This window comes from Streptomyces sp. SCPE 10, from assembly GCF_051980735.1.
Taxonomy (GTDB): domain Bacteria; phylum Actinomycetota; class Actinomycetes; order Streptomycetales; family Streptomycetaceae; genus Streptomyces; species Streptomyces misionensis.
In genome coordinates, this window is the sequence record NZ_CP197069.1 from 5,302,210 (window position 1) to 5,320,314 (window position 18,105).

The 18,105-nt window shown below is 71.0% G+C and carries 19 protein-coding genes and 2 riboswitches; of the genes, 12 read left to right on the forward strand and 7 right to left on the reverse strand.

The features are described from left to right. Positions 1-24 precede the first annotated feature (24 nt). The 4 genes from ACSP97_RS24640 to ACSP97_RS24655 all read left to right on the forward strand — a co-directional run bounded on the left by ACSP97_RS24640 (position 25) and on the right by ACSP97_RS24655 (position 3,731). The gene (locus ACSP97_RS24640) at positions 25-792 is read left to right on the forward strand and encodes an enoyl-CoA hydratase/isomerase family protein (RefSeq protein ID WP_355151724.1); all 768 of its coding nucleotides are present in this window, start codon (positions 25-27) and stop codon (positions 790-792) included. 211 nt (positions 793-1,003) lie between these two features. Next, positions 1,004-1,612: an ATP-binding protein gene (locus tag ACSP97_RS24645; protein ID WP_382011300.1), complete on the forward strand. Its 609-nt coding sequence runs from the start codon at positions 1,004-1,006 to the stop codon at positions 1,610-1,612. Between the two features lie 134 nt (positions 1,613-1,746). Further along, positions 1,747-2,547, forward strand: coding sequence for a polysaccharide deacetylase family protein (locus ACSP97_RS24650; protein WP_422127818.1), 801 nt, complete (start codon positions 1,747-1,749; stop codon positions 2,545-2,547). Then, a complete protein-coding gene (locus tag ACSP97_RS24655; RefSeq protein WP_388291349.1) occupies positions 2,547-3,731 on the forward strand; it encodes a YVTN family beta-propeller repeat protein in 1,185 nt (394 codons plus the stop codon). Before ACSP97_RS24650 ends, ACSP97_RS24655 begins: the two co-directional genes overlap by 1 nt. Here the strand turns inward: ACSP97_RS24655 and ACSP97_RS24660 are convergent. Beyond that, entirely contained in the window at positions 3,698-4,351 is a 654-nt protein-coding gene (locus tag ACSP97_RS24660; RefSeq protein WP_440554289.1) for a GNAT family N-acetyltransferase, read from the reverse strand. The two genes, ACSP97_RS24655 and ACSP97_RS24660, sit on opposite strands and share 34 nt — an antisense overlap. Positions 4,352-4,398: 47 nt before the next feature. On the opposite strand from ACSP97_RS24660, the gene ACSP97_RS24665 reads away from it, so the two are divergent. Next, positions 4,399-5,310: a helix-turn-helix domain-containing protein gene (locus ACSP97_RS24665; RefSeq protein ID WP_440554291.1), complete on the forward strand. Its 912-nt coding sequence runs from the start codon at positions 4,399-4,401 to the stop codon at positions 5,308-5,310. Positions 5,311-5,370: 60 nt separating this feature from the next. Continuing rightward, positions 5,371-5,583 carry an EF-hand domain-containing protein gene (locus ACSP97_RS24670; RefSeq protein ID WP_070023098.1) on the forward strand — a complete coding sequence of 71 codons (213 nt, stop codon included), beginning with the start codon at positions 5,371-5,373 and terminating at the stop codon, positions 5,581-5,583. Between the two features lie 52 nt (positions 5,584-5,635). Here the strand turns inward: ACSP97_RS24670 and ACSP97_RS24675 are convergent, their stop codons facing one another. Continuing rightward, a complete protein-coding gene (locus ACSP97_RS24675; protein ID WP_364733843.1) occupies positions 5,636-6,190 on the reverse strand; it encodes a glycoside hydrolase family 25 protein in 555 nt (184 codons plus the stop codon). A gap of 192 nt (positions 6,191-6,382) precedes the next feature. Then, complete coding sequence (locus ACSP97_RS24680; RefSeq protein WP_388291344.1) at positions 6,383-6,787, reverse strand: winged helix-turn-helix transcriptional regulator; 405 nt, start codon at positions 6,785-6,787, stop codon at positions 6,383-6,385. Positions 6,788-6,892: 105 nt separating this feature from the next. Between ACSP97_RS24680 and ACSP97_RS24685 the strand changes: the two genes are divergently transcribed. Further along, positions 6,893-7,756: an alpha/beta fold hydrolase gene (locus ACSP97_RS24685; protein ID WP_382011318.1), complete on the forward strand. Its 864-nt coding sequence runs from the start codon at positions 6,893-6,895 to the stop codon at positions 7,754-7,756. A gap of 53 nt (positions 7,757-7,809) precedes the next feature. Here the strand turns inward: ACSP97_RS24685 and ACSP97_RS24690 are convergent, their stop codons facing one another. The 4 genes from ACSP97_RS24690 to gcvT all read right to left on the reverse strand — a co-directional run bounded on the left by ACSP97_RS24690 (position 7,810) and on the right by gcvT (position 12,143). Further along, positions 7,810-9,177, reverse strand: a complete 1,368-nt coding sequence (locus tag ACSP97_RS24690; protein ID WP_440554294.1) for an L-serine ammonia-lyase — start codon at positions 9,175-9,177, stop codon at positions 7,810-7,812. A gap of 56 nt (positions 9,178-9,233) precedes the next feature. Continuing rightward, complete coding sequence (gene glyA, locus ACSP97_RS24695) at positions 9,234-10,499, reverse strand: serine hydroxymethyltransferase (protein ID WP_355532551.1); 1,266 nt, start codon at positions 10,497-10,499, stop codon at positions 9,234-9,236. A gap of 14 nt (positions 10,500-10,513) precedes the next feature. Next, positions 10,514-10,894, reverse strand: a complete 381-nt coding sequence (gcvH, locus tag ACSP97_RS24700) for a glycine cleavage system protein GcvH (RefSeq protein WP_074993390.1) — start codon at positions 10,892-10,894, stop codon at positions 10,514-10,516. Positions 10,895-11,024: 130 nt separating this feature from the next. Then, a complete protein-coding gene (gcvT, locus tag ACSP97_RS24705; protein ID WP_382011311.1) occupies positions 11,025-12,143 on the reverse strand; it encodes a glycine cleavage system aminomethyltransferase GcvT in 1,119 nt (372 codons plus the stop codon). A gap of 44 nt (positions 12,144-12,187) precedes the next feature. After that, a riboswitch (glycine riboswitch) is annotated at positions 12,188-12,302 on the reverse strand. Beyond that, a riboswitch (glycine riboswitch) is annotated at positions 12,303-12,400 on the reverse strand. A gap of 213 nt (positions 12,401-12,613) precedes the next feature. Here gcvT and ACSP97_RS24710 point away from each other — a divergent pair. From ACSP97_RS24710 to ACSP97_RS24730, 5 genes are all read left to right on the forward strand, one after another. Further along, a complete protein-coding gene (locus tag ACSP97_RS24710; RefSeq protein WP_440554297.1) occupies positions 12,614-13,198 on the forward strand; it encodes an AAA family ATPase in 585 nt (194 codons plus the stop codon). A gap of 67 nt (positions 13,199-13,265) precedes the next feature. Next, complete coding sequence (locus ACSP97_RS24715) at positions 13,266-14,051, forward strand: enhanced serine sensitivity protein SseB (protein WP_440554298.1); 786 nt, start codon at positions 13,266-13,268, stop codon at positions 14,049-14,051. A 95-nt stretch (positions 14,052-14,146) separates the two neighbouring features. Beyond that, positions 14,147-14,959 (forward strand): enhanced serine sensitivity protein SseB C-terminal domain-containing protein, encoded by an 813-nt coding sequence (locus tag ACSP97_RS24720; RefSeq protein ID WP_440554300.1) that lies wholly within the window; start codon positions 14,147-14,149, stop codon positions 14,957-14,959. A 294-nt stretch (positions 14,960-15,253) separates the two neighbouring features. Next, complete coding sequence (locus tag ACSP97_RS24725; RefSeq protein ID WP_355151710.1) at positions 15,254-16,252, forward strand: ABC transporter permease; 999 nt, start codon at positions 15,254-15,256, stop codon at positions 16,250-16,252. A 52-nt stretch (positions 16,253-16,304) separates the two neighbouring features. Next, positions 16,305-18,053: an ABC transporter substrate-binding protein gene (locus ACSP97_RS24730; protein WP_440554302.1), complete on the forward strand. Its 1,749-nt coding sequence runs from the start codon at positions 16,305-16,307 to the stop codon at positions 18,051-18,053. Positions 18,054-18,105 lie beyond the last annotated feature (52 nt).

Below are 18,105 nucleotides of genomic sequence, written 5' to 3' on the forward strand. Positions count from 1 at the left end.
TTAGTGGCCGTTAACCTGACCTGCATGACCGTCACTCTCGAAGTCGCCGAAGGCGTCGGCACCCTGCGCCTGGACCGTCCCCCGATGAACGCGCTGGACGTCGCCACCCAGGACCGGCTGAAGGAACTCGCCGAGGAGGCCACGCGCCGCGAGGACGTGCGCGCCGTGGTGATCTACGGCGGGGAGCGGGTGTTCGCGGCGGGCGCGGACATCAAGGAGATGCAGAACATGGACCACACCGCGATGGTCCTGCGTGCCCGCGCCCTCCAGGACTCCTTCACCGCCGTGGCCCGCATCCCCAAGCCCGTCGTCGCCGCCGTCACCGGCTACGCGCTCGGCGGCGGCTGCGAACTCGCCCTGTGCGCCGACTACCGCATCGCCGCCGAGAACGCCAAGCTCGGCCAGCCCGAGATCCTGCTCGGCCTGATCCCGGGCGCCGGCGGCACCCAGCGCCTGCCCCGTCTGGTCGGCCCCTCCAAGGCCAAGGACCTCATCTTCACCGGCCGCATGGTCAAGGCCGACGAGGCCCTCGCGATCGGCCTGGTGGACCGGGTCGTCCCGGCCGCCGAGGTCTACGAGCAGGCGCACGCCTGGGCCGCGCGGCTCGCCCAGGGCCCGGCCATCGCGCTGCGCGCCGCCAAGGAGGCCGTCGACACCGGTCTGGAGACCGACCTCGACACCGGGCTCGCCGTCGAGCGCAACTGGTTCGCGGGCCTGTTCGCCACCGAGGACCGCGAGCGGGGTATGCGCAGCTTCGTCGAGGAGGGGCCGGGCAAGGCCAAGTTCCTCTGAACGGCGGGGAGTTCGTGTTCAACGACCAGTGGTAGTTGAATGAACTACCGCGCGTCCACTCATAGTTGACGCGCCGTCTCGTTCGCGTCCCTCGATGGGGCGGATTATGGGAACCTTAAGGCACCCTTAAGTCCGTCACGTCGAGGGAGCCCGGCGATTGCCCGAAAGTGAGTCGTCATCGCAGCTCAGGTGGGGTGTACCGGCCATTGAGATGCCAACGGCATATGCCGGTCGGGTGGTGCGAGACGGGGGCGTGCGGGGGGCGTATTCCTCCGGAACGCCCACCAAGACGGCGCCGGACGGCCATCATGGGGGCATGGCGGGGCTGGAGGGCATCGAACAGCCGCGGGGACACAGCCGCGCGTCCGCGGCACGCTGGTCGCCCACGGTCGAGGACGAACAGGCGCTCAAGGCGCTCGAACTGTTCGGCAATCCGACGGAGCGCGAGGTGCAGCTGCCGTCCCGCCCGGAATCCGCCGCCACCGCCCGCCGCCTCGCCCAGGTCGTCGTCCTGCGCACCTGGCGGCTGAGCCCCAAGCTGACCGAGGACACCGTCCTGCTCGTCTCCGAACTGGTCGGCAACGCCGTACGGCACACCGGCGCCCGGGTCTTCGGACTGCGGATGCGCTGCCGCCCCGGCTGGATGCGGGTCGAGGTCCGCGACCCCTCGCGCGGGCTGCCCTGTCTGATGCCGGTCCAGGAACTGGACGTCAGCGGCCGCGGCCTCTTCCTGGTCGACAAGCTCTCCGACCGCTGGGGCGTCGACCTGCTGCCGCGCGGCAAGACGACGTGGTTCGAGATGCGGGTGAGCGACCGGTAGGAGGGCACGCGCCGGGGCGCCGCGCGCCGGGGGAGCCGGGTGCCGAGAGGTTCACCGGGGTGCCACGGCGGCGCGACGCGTGGCCGGTCGACCAATTCGGATAAAACGCGCTTTTCTTACCTTTCCCGCTTTAAATGGCCCGCGTGACCACCACCAACCGTCGTGATGTGCTGCGCGCGGGTGCCGGGCTCGTCGCGGGCGGCGCGCTCGCCGCCGGCTGCGGCACCGAACCCGCCGCCCGGTCCGCCGCCCCCAGCGCCCCGTCCCCGAAGTCCCCCGCCCCCGCCGCGAAGACCTCCGCCCACCCGGCCCCCGCCCCCCGCGCCTACCCCGGGCAGCCCGCCCAGATCACCCACGGCCCGCGCACCCGCCCCCTGGTCGCCCTCACCTTCCACGGCCAGGGCGACCCCGCCCTCGCCCACGACCTGCTCACCACCGCGGAACGGCACGGCGCCCACCTCACCGTGCTCGCCGTCGGCACCTGGCTGGACGAACACCCCGACCTCGCCCGCCGCATCCTCGACGGCGGCCACGACCTCGGCAACCACACCCAGCACCACATCTCCGTCAACGACCTCCCCGAGGCCGAGGCCCGCAAGGAGATCACCGACTGCGCCGACCGGCTCGTACGCCTCACCGGCTCCATCGGCACCTGGTTCCGTCCCTCCCGCTCGCCCACCGCCTCCCCGCTCGTCACCCGCCTGGCCCAGCAGGCCGGATACCCGCACGTGCTGTCCTACGACGTCGACTCACTCGACTACACCGGCCCCGGCGCCGCCGCCGTCACCCGCAAGGTCCTCTCGGAGGTGCGCGGGGGTTCGGTGGTGAGTTTGCATTTCGGGTACGAGGACACGGTCGCCGCCCTCCCCGACGTCCTGACGGAACTCGACCGCCGCGGCCTGCGCGCCGTCACCACCACGGAGCTGCTGAGCTGATGCGAACCACGAAAGCCGCCCGCCGGCTGGCAGCCGGTGCCGCCCTCACCGCCCTGGCCCTGGTCTCCGCGTGCAGCGGCGGCACGCACTCCGGGAACGCGGCGCTCGGCAGCAAGCCGCCCGCCCAGCCGCAGGTGGACCGGGCCCGGGTGAACGTGCTGCCCGGCATGCCCCCGGTCGAGGACCCCGACGACGTCTACGCGGCCGACCGGCCGGGCCGCCTCTCCCCGGTGGTCAAGGACTTCCCCTCCCGGATCTACGTCCCCAACACCAACTCCGACACCGTCACCGTCATCGACCCCGCCACCTACAAGGTGATCGAGACCATCCCGGTCGGCCGCCAGCCCCAGCACGTCGTGCCCTCCTGGGACCTGAAGACCCTGTGGGTCAACAACGACCTCGGCAACAGCCTGACCCCCATCGACCCGCGCACCGGCAAGGCGGGCAAGCCGGTCGACGTGCACGACCCGTACAACCTGTACTTCACGCCCGACGGCAAGTACGCCGTCGTCATGGCCTCCATGGACCGCCAGCTGGTCTTCCGGGACGCCCACACCATGAAGACCGTCAAGGCGGTCCCCGTCACCTGCTACGGCGTCAACCACGCCGACTTCTCCCGCGACGGCCGCTACTTCATCGTCTCCTGCGAGTTCAGCGGCGAGATCCTCAAGGTCGACACCGCGCGGATGGAGGTGGTCCGCCAGGAGAAGCTGCCCGTGCAGGGCTCCATGCCGCAGGACGTCAAGGTCTCCCCGGACGGCAAGCTGTTCTACATCGCCGACATGATGGCCAACGGCGTGTGGGTGCTGGACGGCGACAAGTTCACCCGGCCCAGGCTCCTGCCCACCGGCAAGGGCGCCCACGGCCTCTACATCAGCCGCGACTCCCGCGAGATGTACGTCTCCAACCGAGGCGAGGGCACCATCTCCGTCTTCGACTTCACCCGGAACCGGCTCACCAAGAAGTGGGAACTGCCCGGCGGCGGCAGCCCCGACATGGGCGGCGTCTCCGCCGACGGCAAGGTCCTGTGGCTGTCCGGCCGGTACGACGCCGAGGTGTACGCCATCGACACCCGCACCGGCAGGGAACTGGCCCGCATCCCGGTCGGCAGCGGCCCGCACGGCCTCGCCGTCTACCCCCAGCCGGGCCGCTACTCACTGGGGCACACGGGCATCTTCCGCTGAAGCAGCAGCTCCGCGCCGACCGCACGGTAACCGGCCGCCTGGAACGCCCGCAGACTCCGGGCGTTCCCCGGCGCGACCTGCGCCCACAGCGGTTCGCCGGCCAGCTGCCGGGCGGCCCCCGCGAGCAACCGTCCCAGGCCCTTCTCCCGCGCCTGCTCGTCCACCTCCACCGCGACCTCCAGCCGCCCGCCCAACCCCCGCCCCAGCACCAGCACCCCGCCGTCCGCCTGCCAGGCCCGCACCTCGTCACGGCGCTCGCGCGCGTACCGGATCCGCGGATGGCCGGCGTCCCGGATCTCGGTCAGCGCGAGCGCGGGGGCACCCGGCAGCGGGGCGCCCACCAGCAGCGCGTCCACCGTCTCCGCCCGCCGCCCGGTCCGCTCCAGCAGCGCGGCGAGGAACGCCGGGTGCAGGGCGCCCGCCAGCGGATCGCAGTCCAGGCCGCGCAGCGCCGCCTCCACCCAGGCGGGGTCCTCGTCCGTGACCACCACGCTGTGCGCGGTGAACGCCAGCACCGCCGCGTCCCGGGGCGAGGGCTGCGGCACGACGCGCGTACGGCCGTCCGCGGCCGGAAAGACGTCCCGCGCGGCGTGGTCCAGAATCTCCCGCAAGGTCTCCAAGACCGCTCCTTGAGTCTCCACCCACTGGAAGGTCCAGACTCCCAGACATGAACGACGACGGGACCGGACTTCTCACCATCGGGGAGCTGGCCAGGGCCACCGGACTGAGCGTGCGCACCATCCGCTACTGGTCCGACGAGGACGTGCTCGCCCCGGTGACCCGCTCCCCGGGCGGCTACCGCCTCTACGACGCGGCCTCGGTGGCCCGCCTCGAACTGGTCCGCACCCTGCGCGAGCTGGGCCTCGGCCTGGACGACGTGCGCCGGGTGCTGGCGGGGGAGCGGACCGTGGCGGAGGTGGCGGCCACCCATGTGGCGGCCCTCGACGCGCAGATCAGGTCGCTGAGGGTGACCCGCGCGGTGCTGTCGACCATCGCACGGCGCGACTCGACCGTGGAGGAGACGACCCTGATGAACAGACTGGCCCGGCTGTCGGCCGGCGAACGGCAGCGCATCATGACGGAGTTCGTGGCGCAGACCCTGCACGGCCTCGATGCCGTCGACCCCGAGGTGCGCGAACGCATGCACGCCATCACCGTCGAGCCGGCGGACGACCCCACCCCCGAGGAGGTCGACGCGTGGGTGGAGCTGGCGGAGATGATCCAGGACCCCGACTTCCGCGCGCAGATGCGCCGGGCGATGGAGTTCAACGCGGCGGACGGGGCGTCGGGCCGGCCCGACGGCCGTTCCCTCTGGTTCGCCAAGCGGCTGGTGGAGGTGGCCGCCCCGGCCCGCGAGCGCGGTATCGACCCCGGGTCGCCGGAGGCGGACGCGGTCCTGCGCGACCTCTTCGGGGACGCCGACCGGGCGGACGTCCTGGACCGCATGACCGTCGGCTTCAACGAGCGCGTCGCCCGTTACCGGGAACTGATCGCCCTCGTCAACCGCGCCCCGGCGCCGCCGCACGCCGAGGACTTCGCCTGGGTGGTCGCCGCGCTCCGCGCCCACGCGGACAGCTAATCTGACCAGCGTCAGTACGCCTGCACGGCATGAGAAACACGAACGAAAAGGGGCGGATCGGTGGCGGACATCGAGGCAGCACGCAAGGAATTCCAGCGGATCGACGCGGACGGCGACGGGTTCATCACCGCCGCCGAGTTCAAGTCCGCCCTGGCCCAGGGGGGCGACTGGAACGTCACCGACACGGTGGCCGAGGCGATCATCGGCTCCCGCGACCTCAACGGCGACAAGGTCCTGTCGTTCGACGAGTTCTGGACCTACCTGAACAAGTGACGCGGCTTCGCGGGGGTGCCCCTTCTGACGGGAGCGGGCACCCCTGGGCGCGTCAGCCGCCCGCCCACTCCTTCAGCGCGTCCTTGGAGGCGAAGTCGGCCACGTTCTTGTCGTGGGGCTGGCTGGAGTACTGGTGGATGCGCCACTTCGCCTTGATGCGGGGCTTGCCCGCCGTCACGTAGTCGGCGATCCACAGACCGTCGCCCGCGTAGGACGTCCGGTCGACGTTCAACCAGAACTCGCGATTGCAATAGAGCATGACCCGGTTGTGCGGGCGCAGTTGCTTCAACTTGCGGATGAACGAGTCCTTCTCCGCGTTGCTGGCGTGACTGCCGTCGCTGGTGCCCTCCCAGTCGACGGCCAGGATGTCGCCGGGGCGCTCCGGGGTGTGCTGGAGGAAGTGGTCCGCCTGGGCGTCGAGGTTGCCGGGCCACAGGAAATGGTAGAAGCCCACGACCAGTCCGGCGTCGCGGCCTGTCTTGGTCTGGGCGGTGAGCCGGGGATTGACGTACGAACGGCCCTCCGTCGCCTTCATGAAGACGAAGGAGAGCCCGTCCGTGTCATATGACGAGGACTGGAAGGAACTTACGTCGATGCCGTGGAGCATGCAGAGTGTGTGCCCGCCGCACGGCCCCCCGGAAACTTGCCCCGGTCACGGGGCGTTCCGGATACCGGATCCCATCGATGCGCGACCGCACGGAACCACCACCGGCGGCGCGTCCGCTCACGCCGGAGCCCGGTGAACCCCGTCGGCGCGGTACGGCGCGACCAGGGGGCGCCCGCCGGCGCGGACCCCCGGTCAGGCTTCGCCGGCGGGCCGGTCGATGTCGTCGGCGAGCCGGTTGTTGCGCTCGATCTCCGCCATGTGCGTCTCGGCCCAGGTGCGCAGCGCGGACAGCGGGGCTTCGAGCGAGAGACCGAGGTCGGTGAGCCGGTAGTGGACGCCGGGCGGCACGGTGGGTTCCACGCGACGGGCCACCAGACCGTCGCGGACGAGGCTGCGCAGGGTGACGGAGAGCATCTTCTGCGAGATGCCCGGCATACGGCGCCGCAGCTCGGCGAAGCGGACCTCGGCCGGGGCCGCCTCGGCCAGCGCCTTGACCGCCATCGAGGTCCACTTGGTGCCGATGCGGTCGAGCAACTGCCGTGTCGGACACCGGGGATCGAGCAGATCTCCGCGCCGGGCCGGCTTCGCCGTGGTCACCCGCAGCTCACCACCTGTGGGGAAAGTGCCTTCTTGGAAGGCCAAGGCTAGTTCCCTAGCGTGAGGTTGTCACCCATGGTTACCAGCCTGCACCTGGAGTTCCGCATGCCCGAGTTGCGTTCCGTGTCCGTCAACGGCGTCGAGCTGAACGTGGCCGTCGACGGATCGGGTCCGGCCGTCCTGCTGCTGCACGGCTTCCCCCACACCTGGGAAGTGTGGACGGAGGTCATGGCGGACCTGTCCGACCGGTACCGGGTCATCGCACCCGACCTGCGCGGTTTCGGCGCGAGCGGCCGAGCCGAAACCGGGTACGACGCGCAGTCCCTGGCCGACGACGCCGCGGCCCTGCTCACGGCGCTCGGGGTCTCCTCGGCCGCCGTGGTGGGCATCGACGCGGGTACCCCGCCGGCCTTCCTCCTCGCCCTGCGCCGTCCCGACCGGGTGCGGCGGCTCGTCGTCATGGAGTCCTTGCTGGGCAGGCTGCCCGGCGCCGAGGACTTCCTCGCCGACGGCCCTCCCTGGTGGTTCGGCTTCCACGCCGTTCCGGGCCTGGCCGAGACGGTCCTGGAAGGCCGAGAGGCCCACTACGTCGACTGGTTCCTCCGCGCGGGCACCCTCGGTGACGGCGTGCGCCCGCCGCTGCGGGACGCCTTCGTCCGCGCCTACACCGGCCGCCAGGCGCTGCGCTGCGCGTTCTCCTCCTACCGGGCACTGCCGCAGAGCGCGCTACAGATCGAGCGGGCCGTGGCAGCCGCGCGGCTGACGGTGCCGACGATGGCGGTGGGCGCGCAGCCCGTCGGCGCGGCGCTGGAACACCAGCTCCGGCCGATCGCCGACGACCTCACCGGGCACGTCATCGAGGACTGCGGCCACATCATTCCGCTGCACCGGCCGCGGGCGCTGCTCGCCCTGCTCCGCCCTTTCCTGGCGGCCGACCGCCCGGAGGCGCGGCCCGCCGCCGGCGGGTGACGTCCAGCCGCCGAACACCGCCGGCGGACCGCACCGAGGCGGCCGGAGCCGCCCTAGCACTCGATGATGTTCACCGCGAGCCCGCCCCGCGCCGTCTCCTTGTACTTCACCGACATGTCCGCGCCGGTCTCCTTCATGGTCTTGATGACCTTGTCGAGGGAGACCTTGTGCGAACCGTCCCCGCGCATCGCCATCTTGGCGGCCGTGACCGCCTTCACCGCGGCCATGCCATTGCGCTCGATGCACGGGATCTGCACCAGGCCGCCGACCGGGTCGCAGGTCAGGCCCAGATTGTGCTCCATGCCGATCTCGGCCGCGTTCTCCACCTGTTCGGGCGTGCCGCCCAGCACCTCGGCGAGCGCGCCCGCCGCCATGGAGCACGCGGAGCCCACCTCGCCCTGGCAGCCGACCTCGGCGCCGGAGATGGAGGCGTTCTCCTTGAAGAGCATGCCGATCGCGCCCGCGGCCAGCAGGAAGCGGACCACGCCGTCCTCGTCCGCGTTCGGCACGAAGTTGATGTAGTAGTGCAGAACGGCGGGGATGATGCCGGCCGCGCCGTTGGTCGGTGCGGTCACCACCCGGCCGCCGGCCGCGTTCTCCTCGTTCACCGCCATCGCGTAGAGCGTGATCCACTCCATCGCGTGCGCCAGCGGATCGCCGTCGGCGCGCAGCTGACGGGCGGAGACGGCCGCGCGCCGGCGCACCTTGAGGCCGCCGGGCAGGATGCCCTCGCGGGTCATGCCCCGCTGCACGCACGCCCGCATCACCCGCCAGATCTCCAGCAGGCCCGCGCGGATCTCGTCCTCGGTGCGCCAGGCGCGCTCGTTCTCCAGCATCAGCGAGGAGATCGACAGACCGGTCTCCTGCGTCAGGCGCAGCAGCTCGTCGCCGGTGCGGAAGGGGTACTTGAGGACCGTGTCGTCCAGCACGATCCGGTCCGCGCCGACCGCGTCCTCGTCCACGACGAAGCCGCCGCCGACCGAGTAGTACGTCTTGGTCAGCACCTCCGCGCCCGAGGCGTCGTACGCCCATACCGTCATGCCGTTGGCGTGGTAGGGCAGGGCCTTGCGGCGGTGCAGGACCAGGTCGTCGTCGAAGGAGAAAACGATCTCGTGCTCGCCGAGCAGGGAGAGCCGGCCGGCCCGCTTGATCGACTCGACCCGCTCGTCGGCGGTCTCCACGTCCACCGTGCGCGGGGAGGCGCCCTCCAGCCCCAGCAGGACCGCCTTGGGGGTGCCGTGGCCGTGCCCGGTCGCGCCGAGCGAGCCGTACAGCTCGCAGCGCAGGGCGGCGACCGAGTCCAGCAGTCCCTCGTTGCGCAGTCGGCGGGCGAACATCCGCGCCGCGCGCATCGGGCCCACCGTGTGGGAACTGGACGGACCGATGCCGATCGAGAACAGGTCGAAGACCGAGATGGCCACGGTCACTCCTTGGGGCAGTGGCGGGGCACTCCTCGTCGAGTGCCCCACCAGGTGACTTACTTGCTCAGACCCGGGTAAAGCGGGTGCTTGTCGGCCAGGGCCTTCACCCGGGCCTTGAGGGACTCCGCGTCGTAGGACGGCTTGAGCGCCTCGGCGATCACGTCCGCGACCTCGGCGAAGTCCTCGGCCGTGAAGCCGCGGGTGGCGAGGGCGGGCGTGCCGATCCGCAGTCCCGAGGTGACCATCGGGGGCCGCGGGTCGTTCGGGACGGCGTTGCGGTTGACCGTGATGCCCACCTCGTGGAGGCGGTCCTCCGCTTGCTGCCCGTCCAGCTCGGAGGCGCGCAGGTCCACCAGGATCAGGTGCACGTCCGTGCCGCCGGACAGCACGTTCACCCCGGCCGCGCGGGCGTCGTCGGCCGTCAGGCGCTCGGCGAGGATGCGGGCACCCTCCACCGTACGGCGCTGGCGCTCCTTGAAGTCCTCCGAGGCGGCGACCTTGAAGGAGACCGCCTTGGCCGCGATCACGTGCTCCAGGGGGCCGCCCTGGAAGCCCGGGAAGACGGAGGAGTTCAGCTTCTTCGCGAACTCCTTCTTCGCGAGGATGATGCCGCCGCGCGGGCCGCCCAGGGTCTTGTGGGTCGTGGAGGTGACCACGTCCGCGTGCTCGACCGGGTTGGCGTGCAGACCGGCCGCGACCAGGCCCGCGAAGTGCGCCATGTCGACCCACAGGTAGGCCTCGACCTCGTCGGCGATCCGGCGGAACGCGGCGAAGTCCAGCTGCCGCGGGTACGCCGACCAGCCGGCGATGATCACCTTGGGGCGGTGCTCCTTGGCGAGCTTCTCGACCTCGGCCATGTCGACCAGGCCGGTCTCCTCGTCCACGTGGTAGGCGACCACGTTGAACTGCTTGCCGGAGAAGTTCAGCCGCATCCCGTGGGTGAGGTGGCCGCCGTGCGCCAGGTCCAGGCCGAGGATGGTGTCGCCGGGCTGGGCCAGCGCGAACAGGGCCGCCTGGTTGGCGGAGGCGCCGGAGTGGGGCTGCACATTGGCGTACTCGGCGCCGAACAGCTCCTTGATCCGGTCGATGGCGATCTGCTCGGTGACGTCGACGTGCTCGCAGCCGCCGTAGTAGCGGCGGCCCGGGTAGCCCTCGGCGTACTTGTTGGTGAGGACCGAGCCCTGCGCCTCCATCACCGCGAGCGGCGCGAAGTTCTCGGACGCGATCATCTCCAGCGTGGACTGCTGGCGCAGCAGCTCGGCGTCGACCGCGGCCGCGACCTCGGGGTCCAGCTCGTGCAGGGGCGTGTTCAGGACACTCATGGGGCTACGACTCCTCAGCCGGCGATGTGGGCGTCGTACTCGGCGGCGGAGAACAGGTCCTGCGGCTCCTGCGAGACGCGGACCTTGAACAGCCAGCCGCCCTCGAAGGGCTCGGAGTTCACGAGCGACGGGTCGTCCACGACGTTCTCGTTGATCGCGGTGACCTCGCCGGTGACGGGGGAGTACAGGTCGGAGACCGACTTGGTGGACTCCAGCTCACCACAGGTCTCGCCCGCGGTCACGGTGTCGCCGACGGCCGGGAGCTGGGCGTAGACCACATCGCCGAGCGCGTTGGCCGCGAACTCGGTGATGCCGATCGTCGAGACGCCGTCCTCGTCGGCGCCCGACAGCCACTCGTGCTCCTTGCTGTAACGCAGCTGCTGGGGGTTGCTCATGGCCTGAATTCTCCTGTATGCGCGGGAGTGCTGATGACGGGGGGAGTGCGGGGACCGCCACTGGGCGGGTGAATGTGCGCAGGGTCACGTGCCCGCCCGGGCCGGGCGGGGGCGGGACCGGGCTCGCCGACTACTTCCGGCGCTTGTAGAACGGCAGCGCCACGACCTCGTAGGGCTCGTGGTTGCCGCGGATGTCCACGCCGACGCCCTCGGTGCCCGGCGCCGCGTGCGCCGCGTCGACGTAGGCCATGGCGATCGGCTTGCCCAGGGTGGGGGAGGGGGCACCGGAGGTGACCTCGCCGATCACCTTTCCGTCGGCGACCACCGCGTACCCGGCGCGCGGGACGCGCCGGCCCTCGGCGATCAGACCGACGAGGACGCGCGGGGGGTTCTGCTCGGCGCGGGCGGCGGCCTCGGCGAGCGCCGCGCGCCCGACGAAGTCGCCCTCCTTCTCGAACTTGACCACGCGGCCGAGCCCGGCGTCGAAGGGGGTCAGCGCGGTGGTCAGCTCGTGCCCGTACAGCGGCATGCCCGCCTCCAGGCGCAGCGTGTCCCGGCAGGACAGGCCGCACGGCACCAGACCGGCGCCCTCGCCGGCCTTGGTCAGCGCCTGCCACAGCTCGACGGCGTGCTCGGGCTTCACGAACAGCTCGAAGCCGTCCTCGCCGGTGTAGCCGGTGCGGGCGATCAGCGCGGGAACGCCGGCGACCGTGCCGGGCAGCCCGGCGTAGTACTTCAGGCCGTCCAGGTCGGCGTCGGTGAGCGACGCGAGGATGCCGGGGGACTCGGGGCCCTGCACGGCGATCAGGGCGTAGGCGTCCCGGTCGTCGCGGACCTCGGCGTCGAAGCCCGCCGCGCGCTCGGTCAGCGCGTCCAGGACCACCTGGGCGTTGGAGGCGTTGGCGACGACCATGTACTCGGTCTCGGCGAGCCGGTAGACGATCAGGTCGTCCAGGATGCCGCCGTCGGCCCGGCAGATCATGGTGTAGCGGGCGCGGCCGATGCCGACGGAGGCGATGTTGCCGACCAGGGCGTGGTTCAGGAAGGCGGCCGCCTCGGCGCCGGTGACGGTGATCTCGCCCATGTGGGACAGGTCGAACAGGCCCGCCCTGGTCCGCACGGCCATGTGCTCGTCGCGCTCGGAGCCGTAGCGCAGGGGCATGTCCCAGCCCGCGAAGTCGGTCATCGTCGCACCGAGCGAGCGGTGCACGGCGTCCAGCGCGGTGTGTCGGAGTTCGGTACTGCTCATCGGTCGGTCGTCTCCCAGGGCAACAGGGATGGGGCGAGGAACGTTCCTCCCCATCTGTCATCGGAACCTGAGAGGTTCGCCGGGACCGCCACGGGGGCGAGATCACGGCTTGCACCTTGGGTGGAGCCACTGTCACAGCGACCCGCTTTTCAGATGTGCCTCGCCCGCGCGGTAACGGGGCCTGAGAGATTCAAGGGAGGGACTTGCTCCTTCGGCGCCCCAGCGCAGACGGCTGGGGACTCTCCCGCGCGGATTCAAGCGGCCGGTATGCAGTTGGCGGCCACATCATTGCACGTCGCACCCGTGCCCGTCAGGGCCCGCATCCGTAACCGGCCCGTGGCGGCGCGCGCACCCGTCCGTCATACCGGTGCCATTACCTTCTCTTTACCTCCGGCGGGCAGAAACCAGACCGGGGCGCGGACCGGCCGGGGGCGGGGGAGCCGACCCGGAACAGGGGACAGGGGGCGGGCATGGCGGACCGGACACGGGCGTGGGATCTGCGCGACCGGGCGGACCACACGCCCCGCACCCTCTGCTTCGGCCCCCGTGACCTCGTGGTTCTCAGCGGGCTGCCCGGCAGCGGCAAGTCCACGCTGATGCGCCGCGCGGTCACCGGCCGCCGTGTCGACTCCCAGGACACCCGCGAGCGCTTCGCCGCCCGGCTGCCCCGGTGCCTGCCGTACGCCCTCTACCGCCCCCTGGTGCGCGCCGCCCACTACCTCGCGCTGCGCCGCGCCCTGCGCTCGGGGCAGCCGGTGGTGGTGCACGACTGCGGCACCCAGCCCTGGGTGCGCGCCTGGCTCGCCCGCTCGGCCCGGCGCGCCGGCGGCACCCTGCACCTGGTCCTGCTGGACGTGCCGGAGCAGACGGCCCGCGCGGGCCAGCGCGAGCGCGGCCGCGGCGTCTCCCGGTACGCCTTCGCCCGCCACCGCCGCACCACGGCCCGGCTGCTCGGCGCGGTGCAGCGCGGCGAGCTGCCCGCGGGCTGCGGCTCCGCGGTGCTGCTGGACCGGCCCGCGGCGGACGCGGTACAGCGGATCGTGTTCACGGGGTAGCGGCCTGGTCACCGCCACCCGATAGCCTTCGTGGTCCCAGCAGTGGTTCCCAGCAGGCGGTAGGCAGATGGACTTCCCGGCGGACATTCCCGCGGACTTCCCGGCACAGGCGCACCCCCACCCGCACGGCGGTTGGCCCGGCAACGAACTGGAGGAGGTGCTGTCGGCCTCCCTCGGCATACCCGCGGCGGGCGGCCGGATCATCGAGGTCCTCGGCCGCAGCTTCTTCTGGGTGCCGCTGCCCAACGGCGGCGGTCCGGGCAGCGGCCCGCTGGACCTCCCCGGCCTGGAACTCGACGGCCAGGCGTACGTCCCGGTGTTCAGCTCCGAGGAGCAACTGCGCCAGGCGACCGGCTCCCACATGGCGTACGCCATCGCCCCGGCCGTGGAGTTCGCCCGCGGGCTGCCCCCGCAGGCCGGCATCGCGGTCAACCCCGGCGGCACGGTCGGCATCCCGCTGCCGCCCGAGGCCGTGGCCGAGCTGTGCCGCGCCGGCAACACCCCGCTGGACGGCCCGGCGGCCGGCGGTCGCGTCCGCCTCTTCGAGCCCGACTGGCAGGACGACCCGGTCGACTTCTTCTCCGCCGCGTCCGCCGAGTTCGCCGCGACCGGCGTGGTGCTCACCGCCCGCCGCTGCCTGGCCGCCATCGAGACGGCCGACCCGGTGATGTTCGTCGGCGTCGAACTCTCCGGGTGGGAGGGCGACTTCCGCGCCGCCCCGCTGGAGGCCCTGGGCCGCGCCCTCGGCCGGGTCCCGGTGCGGTGGCCGGTCAACCTGATCCTCCTGGACGTCACGGACGACCCGGTCGCCCAGTGGCTGAAGTCAAGCGTCCGACCCTTCTACGTTCAGTAGGCCGGGCGCCCGCGTACGAACAACGGGGCCGGAGCTCATCGGCGCATAAGCTGTCCCCACACGCGGGGCATGATGAAAAAGAAGGGCATGACAAGGTGAGCGCCACCCACAGCGGAAGCGTCGAACACACGCTGCGCCACGTCACGCCCGGACGCTACGACGCCTACGAGGCCCTCCTCCGCGCCCTCGCCACCCCCTCCGCCGGCCAGATCTGGATGCTGCTGTGGCACGGCCAGGCCGGCTCCCCGGACGCCCAGTACGGGAACATGGAGGTCGGCGGCTTCCACTACGCCCCCTGTGTCACCTCCGCCCAGGAACTGTCGGCCAGTGGCTGGAACCGTTCCTACGAGGTGATCGACGGTCTGGACGTCGCCCGCACCCTCTACCCCGACCACTACGGCCTCTGGCTCAATCCGCACGCCCCGGGCGGCGGCGTCGGCATCCCCTGGCTGGACCTGCGCCGCATCGCCACCGGACTGGACCGCCAGCCCGCCGGACCGCTGCGGCTGTCCGAACCGGGCATCGAGATCCCCCAGTTCTACGCCCTGCTCGCGCAGCACGCCCACCGCACCCCCGCGCTGCGCTCCCTGCGCCGCGCCTGGGTCCAGCCCGCGCTCGGCGCGCCGTACCTCGCCATCGGCCTCGACCTGTACGACGCCTCGCCGGCCGCCGTCGACTCGGTGCGCGCGATGATGCAGCAGTCCGTCGGCGCCGTCCCGGAGGGCCTCCCGGTGTCCACGGTCGCGCTGACCGACGACCACGACCCGGTCGTGATGTGGATGCGGGCCAATGCCCGCCCCTTCTACGACCGCGAGGCCCACGCCGTCGCGCCCGCCCCCGCGCCCCAGCTCCAACTCCGCGCCCACGCACCGGGGTACGGCTATCCCCCGGTGCACGGCGGTTACTGAGCCGGCACCGGTACGGGTGCCCCTGCGGCCGTACCTCCCGAACCGCGGCATTACGGCGTTGTGTCCCAACTGCCCCGTGTCCGGGGGGCGTTACCCACTGTTCGGATAACGGAATCCTCCGGAGTGCATCACGGTTGCGCATACTTTCACCGTCAGCTCTGGCGAGTGATCGCGACGACGCTGAAGACTCCCGACTCAGACACGAGGCCGAGCCTCGTGATCGATGGCAAGTCGACAAAGCCGCAAACCGCGGCAGCGCAGGCCGGTCACCACCGGCGAGAGGGGTCGCACATCGTGACCGCACCGATCGAGACCACCGGGGCGGCAGCCGACGCGCAGCCGGAGGCTGTGCTCGCGGGAGCCGACAAGGGGCGGATCGAGGGTCGTTCCCTGGGTCAGATCGCATGGGCCCGGTTCAAGCGGGACAAGGTCGCCGTGGCCGGCGGGGTCATCGTGATCCTGCTGATCCTCCTGGCCATCCTCTCGCGCCCCATCCAGGCACTCTTCGGCCTCGACCCCAACGCCTTCCACCAGGACCTGATCGTCCCCGACACCTCGCTGCCCAAGGGCAGTTGGGGCGGCATGAGCATGGACCACCCGCTCGGCGTGGACCCCAAGTTCGGCCGGGACATCGCCACCCGCGTCATCGAGGGCTCCTGGGTCTCCCTGGTCGTCGCCTTCGGCGCCACGGTCCTGTCCAACGTGATCGGCGCGGTCATGGGCGTGATCGCCGGCTACTACGGCGGCCGGGTCGACTCGATCATCAGCCGGCTGATGGACGTCTTCCTCGCCTTCCCGTTGCTGCTGTTCGCCATCGCGATCTCCGCCACCCTCCAGGGCGGCGCCTTCGGTCTGAACGGACTGCCGCTCCACCTCGCGGTGCTCATCTTCGTGATCGGCTTCTTCAACTGGCCCTATCTGGGCCGGATCGTGCGCGGCCAGACGCTGGCCCTGCGCGAGCGCGAGTTCGTCGACGCGGCCCGCGGCATGGGTGCCAAGGGCCCGTACATCCTCTTCCGCGAGCTGCTGCCGAACCTGGTCGGCCCGATCATCGTCTACTCGACGCTGCTCATCCCGACCAACATCCTGTTCGAGGCGTCCCTGAGCTTCCTCGGCGTCGGCATCCAGCCCCCGCAGGCCTCCTGGGGCGGCATGCTCCGCGAAGCGGTCACCTACTACCAGGTCGATCCCCAGTACATGATCGTGCCGGGCCTGGCCATCTTCATCACCGTCCTCGCGTTCAACCTGCTCGGCGACGGTCTCCGCGACGCTCTCGACCCGCGCAGCCGCTAGGCAGCCAGAGAGCCCATCAAGTTTCCGATCAATGGAGGGGAAGCAGACCATCATGCGAAGGTCAGCGCTGGCCGCGGTCGCGGCCATCGGCTCCGCAAGCTTGCTGCTCGCAGGCTGCAGCAAGGCCGATGACAACAAGGACACACCGAAGGCGGCCGGCGCCAACGCGGCGACCAAGGGCGTCGTCAACGCGTCCGACAAGAAGGGTGGCACGGTCACCTACGAGATGTCGGACGTGCCGGACTCCTTCGACCCCGGCAACACGTACTACGCGTACATGTACAACTTCAGCCGTCTCTACGCGCGTCCGCTGATGACGTTCGAGCCCGGCCCCGGTTCCAAGGGCAACACCCTGGTCCCGGACCTCGCCGCGAGCAAGGGCGTCGCCAGCGACGGCGGCAAGACCTGGACGTACAAGCTGCGCGCGGGCCTGAAGTACCAGGACGGCACGCCGATCACCTCGAAGGACGTCAAGTACGCCGTCGAGCGGTCCAACTTCGCGCGTGACGTGCTCTCGCTCGGTCCGAACTACTTCCAGCAGTTCATGAAGGACGGCGACAAGTACAAGGGCCCCTACAAGGACAAGAGCGCCAAGGGCCTGTCCTCGATCGAGACGCCGGACGCCACCACGATCGTCTTCCACCTGAACCGTGCCTTCCAGGAGTTCGACTACCTGGTCGCCACGCCGGAGACGGCGCCGGTGCCGCAGGCCAAGGACGACGGCGTCGACTACGTCAAGCACATCGTGTCCTCCGGCTCGTACCAGTTCCAGAGCTACCAGGAGGGCAAGCAGGCCGTCCTGGTCCCGAACAAGAACTGGGACCCGAAGACCGACCCGCTGCGCAAGCAGCTGGCCGACAAGATCGTCGTCAACCTGAAGGTCAACCCGGAGACGATCGACAAGGACCTCCAGTCCGGCGACGCCACCGTCGACCTCGTGGGCACCGGCGTCCAGGCCTCCACCCAGGCGGACCTGCTCAACTCCGCGGACGGCAAGGCCAGCACGGACAACACCTACGGTGGCCGTCTGGTCTACGCGGCGATCAACACCAAGCTGAAGCCGTTCGACAACGTCGCCTGCCGCAAGGCCGTCGAGTACGCCATCGACAAGGTCTCCGTGCAGACCGCCATGGGCGGCCCGATCCGCGGCGACGTGGCCTCCACCGTCCTGCCGCCGGACATCACCGGCTACCAGAAGGCGGACGTCTACGCGACCCCGGGCTCCAAGGGCGACATCGCCAAGGCCAAGGACCAGCTGAAGGCCTGCGGCCAGAAGACCATCAACACCAACATCACGGCGCGGTCGGACCGCCCGGGTGAGGTCGACGCGGCCACCGCGATCATCAACTCGCTGAAGAAGGTCGGCATCAACGCCACCCTCAAGCAGTACCCGGCGGGCAAGTACTTCACCGACTACGCGGGTGTGCCGAGCTTCACCGACAAGCAGAACATCGGCCTGATGATGATGCAGTGGGGTGCCGACTGGCCGTCCGGCTACGGCTTCCTGCAGCAGATCCTCAACGGCAAGGCGATCAGCCAGTCCGGCAACACCAACCTGTCGCAGTACGACAACAAGAAGGTCAACGACCTGCTCGCGCAGGCGATCGCCGAGCCGGACACGGCCAAGCGCAACGCCCTGTACGCGCAGATCGACAAGCAGGCGATGGACGACGCCGCGCTGGTCCCGCTGACCTACTTCAAGGTTCTGCTGTACCGCTCGCCGTACGCCACCAACGTGGTCTCCACGGCCGCCTTCAGCGGTCAGTACGACTACCTCAACCTCGGCACCACGAAGAAGTAGCAGCCCCGGAAGGCAGGTGAAGGCATTGGTGCCCGCGGGCTTCGCGGCCCGC